The sequence below is a fragment of the uncultured Wocania sp. genome (assembly GCF_964021735.1).
GTDB lineage: Bacteria > Bacteroidota > Bacteroidia > Flavobacteriales > Flavobacteriaceae > Wocania_A.
This window is the reverse complement of sequence record NZ_CAXIBN010000091.1, coordinates 1-13025: the sequence shown is the minus strand read 5'-3', so window position 1 is coordinate 13025 and position 13025 is coordinate 1. Positions and strand designations below refer to the sequence as shown.

The window sequence follows — 13025 nt, the reverse complement described above, 5'->3', positions numbered from 1 at the left end:
TAAGCTGAATACTGAAGTTTTTGAATTCATTTCACCTAAAAAGTTACTCCAATAGCCCCTAAAACAATTTGAGTTAATGAATCTATTCAGTTTTAAATAATCAAGTGCAAAAGCACAGAACTATTTCTATTTGCATACATCCTTTGAAAATCGTAACATTACGAGACTAAAATTAACTATATGCAAGACGGAGACAATATTTCTGAAATTAAAATTGAAGATCAAACCATTATTGAAAACACCGAATTAAACATTTGGGAAGCCCTAATACCCGTATTTGCATTGGTAGGTATGTTAGCATATAATATATATGTTTATGGTGATGATGCCTTAAGTGGCAGCAATCAATTTATACTTTTAATGGGAGCTGCTGTTGCTGCAATTGTTGGTTACAAAAATAAGGTACCACACAAAAGAATGATTGCCGAAGTTGCTGAAAATGTAAAATCTACAACTGGTGCTGTTTTAATTTTGCTAATGGTAGGCGCATTGGCTGGTACATGGTTAATAAGTGGTATAATACCAACCATGATTTATTATGGCTTGCAAATACTTAATCCAACTATTTTTTTAGCAGCTAGTGTTATTATTTGTTCTATTATTTCTATTGCTACGGGAAGCTCATGGACCACATCTGCAACCGTAGGTATTGCATTAATAGGTATTGGTGAGACTTTAGGCATCTCTATTGGCATGACGGCTGGCGCTGTACTTTCTGGAGCTTATTTTGGAGATAAATTGTCGCCACTTAGCGACACCACAAACTTAGCTCCTGCTATGGCTGGTGGCGAATTGTTTTCCCACATAAAATACATGACACTAACTACCGTACCAACCATAGTAATCACACTACTTATTTTTATAATAATTGGCTTAAATATAGATACAACCGGCGCACCAGTTATTCAAGATAAATTAGATGCCATGGATGCCGCATTTAATATTAGTCCTTGGTTGTTTATTGTACCCGCTTTTGTGATTTTTTTAATCATTAAAAAGAAACCACCACTTATCGCACTTTTATTAGGCGCACTTTTAGGCGGTGCTGCGGCCATTATTGTACAACCAAATATTGTTATAAATATTGCTGGTGCCGAATCTTTAAGTTTCCATTCTGCTTACAAAGGTGTTATGAATGCTTTAACCGTTGATACCGCTGTAACTACAAGTAGTGAAGAACTTAATGATTTATTTACTGCTGGTGGCATGAAAGGCATGCTTGGTACCATTTGGCTTATAATTTGTGCCATGGTTTTTGGTGGTGTTATGGATGCTATTGGTGCTTTATCTAGAATTACAAAATCGCTCTTAAAAATGGCGCATACTACATTTGGATTATTTGCTAGTACGGTAGCCAGCTGTTTAGCGCTAAACTTAACAGCATCAGATCAATATTTAGCTATTGTAGTGCCTGGAAAAATGTTTAAACAAGCTTATGAAGATAAGGGGTTGGCACCAGAAAATTTAAGCAGAACACTTGAAGATTCTGGAACCGTAACCTCAGTTTTAATACCTTGGAACACTTGTGGTGCATACCACTCCAAAGTACTTTTTGGTTACGCTGGCGCTACAGCTTATATTCCTTATGCCTTCTTTAGTATTTTAAGTCCTTTTATGACCTTACTTTTTGCTGCTTTTTCAATTAAAATTAAACAGCTAAAATCAAATAACAAATAATTATTGAATTTGTTTTTTACTATAACTAAAATCTATCAACAGATAAAAAATTAAAATTTTTATTCCTTCTTAAAAATGAACTTGTGTAGTATCTTTGTTTTATACCAAATTGGATTTAAAATGATTGATAATAAATTTGAATTATATTTTCTTTAGATGAAATAGAAAATATAAGCATAGCCTTAGCTACGGTTCTATTTTATGTTAAAATATAAAGGAAATAGAAACGAATTTAATCGATTATTTTGAAGTTTATTTGGTATTAAAAATTATTAATAATTAAAATATAAAAATCACATGTCATTTGTAGGTAAAAAATTTCCAGATTTAAACGTAGACGCCATGAACGAAATGGGCGACACTTTTAAAGTAAATGTTCTTGAAGAAGCCATTAATAATAAGAAAAAAGTGGTGTTATTTTGGTATCCAAAAGATTTTACGTTTGTATGTCCAACAGAGTTACACGCCTTTCAAGCGGCTTTACCAGAATTTGAAAAACGTAATACCATTGTTATTGGAGCATCTTGCGATACGCCAGAAGTTCATTTTGCTTGGTTAAGCACAGCAAAAGATAATGGTGGAATTGAAGGTGTTACCTATCCTATTTTAGCTGATAGTAACAGAAATCTTTCAAGTGTTTTAGGTATTTTAGATATTACTAACGAAACTTACGACGAAGAAACTGGAACAGTTCAAGTTGAAGGCGACAATGTAACCTATCGTGCAACTTATGTAATTGACGAAGATGGCGTTGTACAACACGAAAGTATTAACAATATGCCATTAGGAAGAAATGTTGGTGAATACATGCGTTTAATTGATGCGTTAACACACGTTCAAGAAAAAGGCGAAGTTTGTCCAGCTAACTGGGAAGAAGGTAAGGATGCTATGGCACCAAATGCTAAAGGAACTGCTAAATATTTAGCTTCTCATTAATAATAAAGTAAAGTTATGATTCAAGAATTAGAACAAGATAATTTAGGCGACATCATTTCTAGTAACAATACTGTAGTTGTGCAATACTCTGCAACTTGGTGTGGTAACTGCCGAATAATGAAACCCAAATTTAAAAAGCTAGCTTCAGAAAATGAATCTATTTCATTTGTTATTGCAGATGCTGAAAAATTTCCAGAATCTAGAAAATTAGCAACAGTCGATAATTTACCAACATTTGCTACATTTAAAAATGGAACTTTCGTAAATCAAGTTCAAACTAATAAATTTGAAATTTTAAAAGAATTAGTAGATGAAGTTACCAGTAATTAAACACCTTACACAATTCATTGAAAACAACGATGAAGATTTTGTAATAGAAACTATTGAAACCTTAGAAGCTTTAACTGAAGTCACTTCTTTAAAAGATGAAGAATTAGATGTTATTGGCGAGCTAATATCAAATATGTACGGCGCTATTGAAGTCAATAAAATGATAAAAGATGGCACACCTAAGAAGGAAGCTTTAAATAGTTTTATGAAGCGTGTTTTAGGTTCTATTGATAATTAATCATAATAAATAATACATTAAAAAAACGCTTTGTCTATAAAAATAGATAAAGCGTTTTTTATTGAAACAATTTTAATAATGATAAGTGCTAAAAGGTTAAATATTCATATTTTTAAATTCTTAATTAATAAATAAACAAAATGGCAACAGTTACATTAAAAGGAAACACAATAAATACATCTGGTAATTTACCAAAAGAGGGAACAAAAGCTCCAGATTTTTTACTAACTGCAACAGATTTATCAATGCACAGCTTAAGCACATACTCAGGAAGTAAGTTAGTTTTAAACATTTTTCCGAGTGTAGATACTGGAACCTGTGCACAATCTGTTAGAGAATTTAATAGAGAAGCAAACGAATTAGAAAACACAAAAGTGCTTTGCATATCACACGATTTACCATTTGCACATGCACGTTTTTGTGGTGCAGAAGGTTTAGAAAATGTGATTAGTTTATCAGATTACAAAGATGGTAGTTTTGGAAAGGCATATGGTTTAAACTTTATTGATGGACCATTAGAAGCTTTACATTCGCGTTGCGTTGTGGTATTAGATGAGAATCATAACGTTAAATACACCGAACAAGTAAGCGAAACCGTTAATGAGCCAAACTACAAAGCAGCATTAGAGGCCTTATTAGATGCATAAAAAAGATTCCTTTTTAGTTAATCGTTTAAAAAGTGTAGGTTATGCTTTTAAAGGTGCAATATTACTTTTAAAAACAGAAGCTAGTATAAAAATACAGTTTTTAATAGCTATTATTGTAACTATTTTAGGGTTCATATTAAATATTTCACATAACGAATGGATTGTACAATGTTTAGCGATTGGTATGGTCATGAGTATAGAAGGCATTAATACAGCAATTGAAGAAATAGCAGATTTTATGCATCCAGAATATAATAAAAAAATAGGATTAATAAAAGATATTGCTGCTGGTGCAGTTTTTATTGCTAGTGTTTTTGCTATTATAATTGGCTTTATTATTTACCTTCCTAAAATTTTTTAATATACGATTACCCTTATGATAAACGTTAGTAATTTGTATTTTTGTCGAGTTGTTTTTTATAACTCAATTTTAAAATTAAAAGATTTACGCTTTCGCGGAAAGTAAATATGGCGAAGAAAAAAACAAAGACTAATAAAACACCTAAACGGAAAATTAAAAAACCTAATTTAAAGTTGTCTAGCCAGCAAAAGCTTGTATTAGGCAGCTTCTTAGTTATTTTGGGTATTCTGTTATGCATTGCTTTTATTTCGTTTTTCTTTACTGGCGAAGCCGATCAAAGTAGCTTATCAAATTTCACATCACGCGAGGCTGAAACTCAAAATTGGTTAAGTAAAAGTGGTGCATGGTTAAGCGACTTATTTATCCAACGTGGTTTTGGTGTGGCTTCATTTATATTTTCTGGGTTAATATTTCTTTCTGGCGTTTATGTGTTGATGGATATAGCCAAAGCAAAATTACGCAAACATTGGTTTTGGGGTATTTTAGTTATTATTTGGCTGTCTGTTCTTTTTGGTTTTTTTGGAAATAAAAATGATATTCTTGGTGGCACTATTGGTTTCGAAATAAACATATTTCTACAAGATTATATTGGTAAAATAGGCACTTCACTCCTACTTTTATTTGGTTTAATTACCTATTTAGCCATTCGTTTTAAAGTCACTTTTCAAAGTATTACTAAACTTTTTACATCGGCTAAAAAAGATATAAAAGATGAATTTTATCAAGCTAATGAAGAATTCTCTATTCCATTAGATAATAATTTATCTGAAGAAGCCGAAGCTATTAAAACGGCTTTTGATATTCCTTTAGAAAACAAAAAATCTACTGTAAAAAAAGTAATTAAACCTGAAACCGTAACACCTTTAGAAGTAAAAACAACCGAGGAAGAAGAAGAATCCGATTTAGAAATGAAGGTTGAAACCGTAGCCGAAGAGCAATCTGAAACCGATAATTTAGCCAATAAATTAGTTGAAGATTTCGGGCAATTTGATCCTACTTTAGAGCTGAGCAACTATCAATTTCCACCGCTTGATCTTCTAAAAAAATACGATACCGAAGGCATTACTATCAATCAAGAAGAACTTGAGGAAAACAAAAATAAAATTGTTGAAACTTTAAGCAATTATAAAATTGGTATTGCCAGTATAAAAGCTACCATTGGTCCAACTGTTACATTGTATGAAATTGTACCAGAAGCTGGAGTTCGTATTTCGAAAATTAAAAATTTAGAAGACGATATTGCCTTATCGCTCTCCGCACTTGGTATTCGTATTATAGCACCAATCCCAGGAAAAGGAACTATTGGTATTGAAGTACCAAATAAAAATTCAACCATTGTTTCCATGCGTTCGGTAATTGCTTCAAAAAAGTTTCAAACTTCCGAAATGCAATTACCTATTGCTTTGGGTAAAACCATTAGCAACGAAACCTTTGTTGTCGATCTTGCAAAAATGCCACACTTACTTATGGCTGGTGCAACCGGACAAGGGAAATCGGTTGGGTTAAATGCGGTTTTAACATCGCTTTTATATAAAAAACATCCTGCCGAAGTTAAGTTTATTTTAGTCGATCCTAAAAAAGTAGAGCTTACACTTTTTAATAAAATTGAACGTCATTATTTAGCAAAATTACCAGATAGTGAAGACGCCATTATCACAGATAACACTAAAGTAATCAATACATTAAATTCATTGTGTATTGAAATGGATAATCGCTATGAGTTACTAAAAAATGCATTATGTAGAAACATTGCAGAATACAATGCAAAATTTAAAGCACGAAAATTAAACCCGAACGATGGGCATCAATTTTTACCATACATAGTTTTAGTAGTCGATGAGTTTGCAGATTTAATAATGACCGCTGGTAAAGAGGTGGAGACACCTATTGCACGTTTAGCTCAATTAGCGCGTGCCATTGGTATTCACTTAATTATTGCTACGCAGCGTCCATCGGTTAACGTTATTACAGGTATAATTAAAGCCAATTTCCCTGCACGTATTGCATTTAGAGTAACAAGCAAAATTGATTCGCGTACCATTTTAGATGGTTCTGGAGCAGACCAACTTATTGGTCGTGGTGATATGTTATTTACACAAGGTAACGACGTTATTCGTGTACAATGTGCATTTGTTGATACGCCCGAAGTTGAAAAAATAACCGAATATATTGGTTCACAAAAAGCATATCCAGAAGCCTACCAATTACCAGAATATATTGGTGAGGAAAGTGGCACAAGTCTTGATATAGATATATCTGACCGAGATAAACTGTTTAAAGATGCTGCTATCGTTATTGTTACAGCGCAACAAGGTTCTGCATCTTTACTACAACGAAAATTAAAATTAGGATACAATAGAGCTGGTAGAATAATAGATCAATTAGAAGCCGCAGGTATTGTTGGTCCTTTTGAAGGCAGCAAAGCCAGACAGGTTTTGGTGACAGATTTAATTGCTCTTGATCAGCATTTAGAAAATGAATTATAATTAAAGCCCATAATGGGCAATTGGCAAAGTTAAAAAGATGAAAAAAATTATTAGCATATTATTAATTACACTTTCAGTTAGCGCCTTTTCTCAAAACAAAGGAAAATCATTATTACAAGACGTTTCTGCAAAAGTAAAAAGCTATGAGAATATTTCACTAGACTTTAAATATGTGCTTGAAAATACTTCTGAAAACATAAAACAAGAAACCCGTGGCGATGTGGTAATGCAAGGTGAGAAATACAGATTAAACATTCTTGGAATTACGCGTCTTTTTGATGGCAAAACCATGTATAGTATTAGTCCAGAAGATGAGGAAGTTACCATTTCATCTGATAATACTGGTGAAGAAGATAATATAACTCCAAGCAAAATGCTATCGTTTTATGAAGATGGTTATACATACTCCATGGATATAGAACAAAATATAAAAGGCAGAAAAGTACAATACGTTAAATTAACACCAATTGATTCAAACTCTGAAATTAAGCACATTCTTTTAGGCATTGATAAACAAACAAAACACATTTACAACCTAATTCAAATTGGTAAAAACGGAACAAAAACAACGCTTACTGTTAATTCTTTTAAAACAAACGAGCCTTTATCAAAAACCTTATTTACCTTTGATGCTAATAAATACAAAGATTATTACATCAATAAATTAGATTAGGTAGCTTTTGTGAAAATTCTTGACCGTTACATACTAACCACATACCTTAAAACTTTTCTCAGCGTATTTGTAATTCTATTGCTGATTTTTGTTTTGCAAACCATTTGGCTTTACATAAAAGAGCTTGCTGGCAAAGATTTAGATATGGTTGTGGTTTTTAAGTTTCTGGCGTATTTTATGCCTAAGCTCATTCCGTTAGTTATACCACTTACCATATTATTATCGTCTATTATGGTATTTGGTAGTTTTGCTGAAAATTATGAGTTTGCTGCCATGAAATCGACAGGGATTTCTCTGCAACGTGCCATGTCTGGACTTAGCGTATTTATAGTTCTTTTAGGCTTTACTACATTTATGTTTTCTAATAACGTAATTCCGTGGGCAGAATACAACTCGCTTAACTTACGAAAAAACATTGCGAAACTTAAACCTGCGATGCTTTTAGCTGAAGGACAATTTAACGATGTTGGAGATTACAACATAAAGTTTGATAGTAAAAGTGGTGAAAAAGGGCAATATTTACACAATGTAACTATTCACATAAAAGGTGCAGACAAAAGCAAAAATGCCACTACCATAAAATCTATATCTGGTGAGCTTATAGGTAAAGAAACTTCAAATGTTTTAAAACTTATTTTATCTGACGGAAACTATTACAATGATATTTATCGTAAAAATATAAATGAAAGAAAAAAGAACCCTTTTGCTAAAAGTACTTTTGATAAATATACCATTAATATTGATCTATCACAAATTAACAGCAATGTAGATATTGATGATAAATCGTACTCGGACAGATACAACATGCTTAATTTAAGCGAATTAGACTACACTATAGATTCGCTAACGCTAAAACGGAATGAAGAGCATAAAGCACTTTCCAAAAATTTATATCAACGTACCAACATTACGAGATTAAAAAATGTAGATATATCTAAATCAAAACCTAAAAATGATTCTATTTATAGTGGAGAAATATTAGATTTATTTGAAACCAAAAACAAAACGCAACTTCTCGATTTAGCGTTAAGAAACATTAAAAGCACCAAGCAAATTATTGAATCTAAAGAAGTTGAACAAAAACTATCTAAAAGCAACTATAATAAACATATTGTTTCTTTTCACGAAAAACTAGCCCTCGGATTTGCCTGTGTTATTTTGTTTTTCGTTGGCGCACCACTTGGAGCCTTAATACGTAAAGGTGGTATTGGCCTGCCTATGGTAATAGCCATCGTGCTATTTTTAGCCTATCATTTTATTGGTATTTTTGCCATAAATAGTGCAAAAAGTGGTGATTTTAATCCTATACTAGCCAGTTGGTTTTCTACACTTGTTATGTTTCCATTAGGTGTGTTTTTAACTAAAAGAGCTACAGAAGATAAAGGCTTGTTTGAAATGGGAAATATTGTTGAACCATTGAAAAAAATATTCAATATTAAACCTAAAAACAGTATTAATTACAAGTTTCTTTCTAATTATAAAAATGAAGAACTGATTAACGTTATTACCAATTTTGAATCCCTTGGACATGAAGAAAACACACGCTATGAAGCTATAAAAACACTTAATGCAAGAGGTGTTAAAATTGATGAAATTAGGTGTGAAGGCGTAGCAATCAGTAAAATATTTGATGCTTCAAAAACCATTTTCAACAATTATAAAGCACATTCAAAATTTGCTATTGTATTGTATAGTATAGGCGTTATTTTACTAGTGTTATTCTTTGTGTTTAAAAATAACAAAATGCCATCGTTACAATCGGCATCAATTCAACTTAGTATCGTTGCTTTATTTTTATTCATTATTTACTATGTGAAATCTCTTTTTAATTTAAACCATTTTTATAGTCATATTGATAAAAAAGAAAAGATATCAAACATTATGCTTTTGATAATTGGTATCCCCTTATACATGCTAGTTTATCCTTTTTTAAATGTGAAAATTAATGAGGACTTAAAACAAAATTGTTTAGATAGTTTAAAATAAGCAATATCTTTGTACTATGATTTTAGAACCTATGACAACAAATAAAACTTCGGAATTTAAACTAAATACCATCCACGAAGCGATAGACGATATAAGAAATGGAAAAGTTATTATTGTTGTTGATGATGAAAATCGGGAAAATGAAGGTGATTTTTTGGCTGCAGCCGATAAGGTGACTCCAGAAATGATAAACTTTATGGCTACACATGGTAGAGGACTTATTTGTACGCCACTTACAGAAAACAGGTGCAAAGAATTAGAGCTCAATATGATGGTTCGCAATAACACCGACCCTATGGAAACGGCATTTACAGTATCGGTAGATTTAAGAGGTAATGGAGTTACTACTGGTATTTCTGCTAGCGATAGAGCTAAAACGGTAAAAGCTTTAATAGATCCAAATACGAAACCATTTGAATTAGGCAGACCAGGACATATATTTCCGTTAGTAGCTAAAGAAGGTGGTGTTTTACGACGTACAGGACATACAGAAGCAGCCATAGATTTTGCACGATTAGCAGGTTTAAAACCAGCTGGTGTTATAGTTGAAATTATGAATGAAGATGGCACCATGGCGCGTTTACCACAACTTATCAAAGTGGCAAAAAAGCTAGATTTAAAGATTGTTTCTATTGAAGATTTAGTTGCTTATAGAATGCAACATGACTCTTTAATTGATAAAAAAGAAGATTTTGAAATAGAAACTCGTTTTGGAAGTTTTCGTTTAAGAGCATACCAACAAACCACTAATAATCAAGTGCATATTGCTTTAACAAAAGGACAATGGAAAGATAACGAACCTGTACTTACCAGAATTAATTCTACACTGATTAATAATGATATTCTGGGTACACTTACCAACAATGTAGATGAGCAATTAAACAATATGTTTAAGCTTATAAACCAAAATGGCAAGGGAGCCATCTTATTTATAAATCAAGAATCTCAATCTATGAATATTCTGAAACGTTTGTCTTTTTTAAAGGAAAATCAAAATCCTAATAAAATTATAAAAGCTCCAAAAATCAATATGGATACTCGAGATTTTGGTATTGGTGCCCAAATTCTTCATGACTTAAATATTCATAAATTAAGCCTAGTTTCTAATACCGAGCAAACCAAACGTGTGGGTTTAATTGGTTACGGTTTAGAGATTGTAGAGTATGTAAAATATTAGTTAATTATCACTTTTTTCACAGCTTTGTTTTCTCCTGAATATATGCTAAGTAAGTACATTCCTTTTCTAACGCTACTAACATCAATATTTTTAACATTTTTAGATTCGCTAAATATTAACTTTCCTAAAACATCATAAAGTTCTACCCTAGCTATATTTGTTTTAGTTTGGATATTAATTTTATTTCTTGTTGGGTTAGGCCAAACTTTAATTGTATCTGAACTTAAATCCTTAGTAGATAATGGATTTTCTTGATATATTCTTACGTAATCTACCTGCATAGCACTTTGTGTAAATCCAGGATCAATTGTACCGGCAACACCACCCATAGCAACATTTAGAAGAATATATTGGTCCTCGTTAAAAGGCCATGTACTAGCTTCTTTAATAGGTGGATTATAAATATAAAATATTTCATTATCCACTAAAAATGTCATCTGGTTTGGAGACCATATAACTGAATATATATGGAAATTATTAGCTACATCACTAATCTCTTGAGATACTGTATTTTTTGTGTTACCAAAGCAGTCTTGACAAGGCGTGTGTAGAGCGCTAGAAGTATGATTTACAGTACCTAGTCCATGTTCCATAATATCTATCTCACCACAAGCTGGCCAACCAGTTGTACCAAAACTAGAATCCCAAAAACCACCATCTTCATTAATGTTTTTACCTAAAGTCCAAATAGCAGGCCAAGTACCATTTCCACTAGGTGATTTTGCTCTTACATCTACTCTACCATAAGTAAAAGCGAATTTAGAATTTAGTCTTGCCGACGTATAATCTCTAGATGCCCCACCCTGATTTGGGTCAGAAAATGTTTCTTTAATTGCGACTATATTTAAGTTGCCATTTTCTTCAAAAGAATTTTCAATCCGATTTGTATAATGTTGTTCTTCACCATTAAACCAACAACATGGATCTCCGTTTATATCATTTACTGGTAGAAGTGTTTGGTGAAACCAATTTGTAGAGTTAATGGCTGATTTTCCAGGAGAATTAAACTCATCAAACCATACCAATTCATCATATACCACATCAATTGTATATGGACCACAGCTATTATAAACATCTAATTTATCATCATTACTTCCAGCAGCTACAAAAAATCGATTTGCGTAAGTTAACTTATCTGTTAACAATTCTCCTGAATCAATTTTTCCTGTACATCCGTCAGCTCTAGCAATAGGGACTAAATCTTCAGTCATTGGATTACTTACGTTATCAGCATCAACAATTACCCATTTATATTCCATATCTGATTGAGATTCGCCTCCTCCAGCAAATAATGTAACAGTAAATGTATTGTCTCCGTTATTTGACGCCACTGGTCCTCCAGTAGGGTTCCATCCCCAAAAATCACCTGTCATTCTAACACTCTGAGTGCCAGCAGGAACTTCAACTGTAAACGTAGCAGGCTCTTGGGGAAAGACTAAAAAGGTTATCAAAAAGCATAAAATTGAGAAGTAGTTATTTTTCATAACAGATGATGTATAAATTAGTTTCCCCATAAAATTTTTAGTTCTATAAAAGTTACATTAGTAATACCTTGTAAAGGTAATTTAATAAACTTTTGAAAATAAAAATTAACCACTACAAAAACTATACATCAAACAAACTCTCGAATAATTTCTTGCATTTTATTAGCACGATTATTTACTTCTTCTTCAGTCCAAGATAATTTTATTAAACAAGAAACATTTCTAGCTATATAGTAATCCGACTTTTCGAAGGTTTTAGTTTGAAGATACTCTAATCCTTTTTTTACTTCAGCAGAAATTGGATAGAGTGATTTTAAATCTTTTAAATGATTCCATTTTCTAATATAATGCCAATTGTTATTATAATAATTCCAACAGGCATCTACTCCATTTTCATTAAACGCTTTTGAAACCTTGTTGGTAATTTCTAAATCTGGTAAAAAGAAATTTAAAAAGGCATAGCTTTCTTCTCCACCTTCTGGAACGGTTCTAAAAGTTACTTCTGGTATTTTTGATAAAGCCTCACGTAAAATGGTGTAGTTTCTTTTTTGAATTTCTAAAAATTCTGGCAATCGTTTTACTTGGGCTAAACCAACGGCAGCATTTAATTCTGAAATGCGAAAATTATAGCCTAAAAACGGGTGTGTTTCGGCGCCTCTGTCATTTCCAATATGATCATGACCATGATCGCTGTAATGGTCGGCATTACGATAATACTCTAAATTATTGGTTACTACTGCACCACCTTCTCCGCAGGTTATGGTTTTTACAAAATCGAATGAGAAACATCCTAAATCGCCTAGGCTTCCTAGAGGTTTTCCGTTGTATGTTCCACCAATAGCTTGACAAGCATCTTCAACTAACAACAAATTATGCTCATTTGAAATGGCTTGCAATGCATCCATATTTGCCATACTGCCACACATTTGCACAACCATAATGGCTTTTGTTTTTGGAGTAATAGCTTGTTCGACTGCTTCTGGATTTAAACCTAAAGTATCGTCAATATCTACTAATACTGGGATTGCGC

12 protein-coding genes are annotated in these 13025 nt (G+C 32.2%); 10 read left to right on the top strand and 2 right to left on the bottom strand.

What is annotated here, in order from left to right:
- Window positions 1–180: 180 nt before the first annotated feature.
- From nhaC to ribB, 10 genes are all read left to right on the top strand, one after another.
- Window positions 181–1677: a Na+/H+ antiporter NhaC gene (gene nhaC / locus AADI82_RS09460; protein WP_341216202.1), complete on the top strand. Its 1497-nt coding sequence runs from the start codon at window positions 181–183 to the stop codon at window positions 1675–1677.
- A gap of 297 nt (window positions 1678–1974) precedes the next feature.
- Window positions 1975–2613, top strand: coding sequence for a peroxiredoxin (locus tag AADI82_RS09455; protein WP_341216201.1), 639 nt, complete (start codon window positions 1975–1977; stop codon window positions 2611–2613).
- 15 nt (window positions 2614–2628) lie between these two features.
- On the top strand, window positions 2629–2943 hold the full coding sequence (locus AADI82_RS09450) for a thioredoxin family protein (RefSeq protein WP_341216200.1): 315 nt from the start codon (window positions 2629–2631) through the stop codon (window positions 2941–2943).
- Complete coding sequence (locus AADI82_RS09445) at window positions 2924–3181, top strand: hypothetical protein (RefSeq protein ID WP_341216199.1); 258 nt, start codon at window positions 2924–2926, stop codon at window positions 3179–3181. The genes AADI82_RS09450 and AADI82_RS09445 overlap by 20 nt, the downstream gene beginning before the upstream one ends.
- A gap of 140 nt (window positions 3182–3321) precedes the next feature.
- Complete coding sequence (gene tpx / locus AADI82_RS09440; protein WP_341216198.1) at window positions 3322–3828, top strand: thiol peroxidase; 507 nt, start codon at window positions 3322–3324, stop codon at window positions 3826–3828.
- Window positions 3821–4189 (top strand): diacylglycerol kinase family protein, encoded by a 369-nt coding sequence (locus AADI82_RS09435; protein WP_341216197.1) that lies wholly within the window; start codon window positions 3821–3823, stop codon window positions 4187–4189. The genes tpx and AADI82_RS09435 overlap by 8 nt, the downstream gene beginning before the upstream one ends.
- A gap of 107 nt (window positions 4190–4296) precedes the next feature.
- Window positions 4297–6675 (top strand): DNA translocase FtsK, encoded by a 2379-nt coding sequence (locus AADI82_RS09430; protein WP_341216196.1) that lies wholly within the window; start codon window positions 4297–4299, stop codon window positions 6673–6675.
- Window positions 6676–6712: 37 nt separating this feature from the next.
- Window positions 6713–7348: an outer membrane lipoprotein carrier protein LolA gene (locus tag AADI82_RS09425; protein ID WP_341216195.1), complete on the top strand. Its 636-nt coding sequence runs from the start codon at window positions 6713–6715 to the stop codon at window positions 7346–7348.
- A gap of 9 nt (window positions 7349–7357) precedes the next feature.
- Window positions 7358–9334: an LptF/LptG family permease gene (locus AADI82_RS09420; protein WP_341216194.1), complete on the top strand. Its 1977-nt coding sequence runs from the start codon at window positions 7358–7360 to the stop codon at window positions 9332–9334.
- A gap of 31 nt (window positions 9335–9365) precedes the next feature.
- Window positions 9366–10511 carry a 3,4-dihydroxy-2-butanone-4-phosphate synthase gene (ribB, locus tag AADI82_RS09415; protein WP_341216193.1) on the top strand — a complete coding sequence of 382 codons (1146 nt, stop codon included), beginning with the start codon at window positions 9366–9368 and terminating at the stop codon, window positions 10509–10511.
- On the opposite strand, the gene AADI82_RS09410 is transcribed toward ribB, so the two are convergent.
- Both AADI82_RS09410 and AADI82_RS09405 read right to left on the bottom strand, forming a co-directional pair.
- Window positions 10508–12025 carry a family 16 glycosylhydrolase gene (locus AADI82_RS09410; RefSeq protein ID WP_341216192.1) on the bottom strand — a complete coding sequence of 506 codons (1518 nt, stop codon included), beginning with the start codon at window positions 12023–12025 and terminating at the stop codon, window positions 10508–10510. The two genes, ribB and AADI82_RS09410, sit on opposite strands and share 4 nt — an antisense overlap.
- 98 nt (window positions 12026–12123) lie before the next feature.
- The coding region (locus AADI82_RS09405; protein ID WP_341216191.1) for a DegT/DnrJ/EryC1/StrS family aminotransferase at window positions 12124–13025 on the bottom strand (902 nt) is incomplete at its 5' end.

Excerpts from the sequence above, each read along its gene's own strand:
- nhaC (WP_341216202.1), top strand. The coding sequence starts at position 181 with ATGCAAGACGGAGACAATATTTCTGAAATTAAAATTGAAGATCAAACC.
- AADI82_RS09455 (WP_341216201.1), top strand. The coding sequence starts at position 1,975 with ATGTCATTTGTAGGTAAAAAATTTCCAGATTTAAACGTAGACGCCATG.
- AADI82_RS09450 (WP_341216200.1), top strand. The coding sequence starts at position 2,629 with ATGATTCAAGAATTAGAACAAGATAATTTAGGCGACATCATTTCTAGT.
- AADI82_RS09445 (WP_341216199.1), top strand. The coding sequence starts at position 2,924 with ATGAAGTTACCAGTAATTAAACACCTTACACAATTCATTGAAAACAAC.
- tpx (WP_341216198.1), top strand. The coding sequence starts at position 3,322 with ATGGCAACAGTTACATTAAAAGGAAACACAATAAATACATCTGGTAAT.
- AADI82_RS09435 (WP_341216197.1), top strand. The coding sequence starts at position 3,821 with ATGCATAAAAAAGATTCCTTTTTAGTTAATCGTTTAAAAAGTGTAGGT.
- AADI82_RS09430 (WP_341216196.1), top strand. The coding sequence starts at position 4,297 with ATGGCGAAGAAAAAAACAAAGACTAATAAAACACCTAAACGGAAAATT.
- AADI82_RS09425 (WP_341216195.1), top strand. The coding sequence starts at position 6,713 with ATGAAAAAAATTATTAGCATATTATTAATTACACTTTCAGTTAGCGCC.
- ribB (WP_341216193.1), top strand. The coding sequence starts at position 9,366 with ATGACAACAAATAAAACTTCGGAATTTAAACTAAATACCATCCACGAA.
- AADI82_RS09410 (WP_341216192.1), bottom strand. The coding sequence starts at position 12,025 with ATGGGGAAACTAATTTATACATCATCTGTTATGAAAAATAACTACTTC.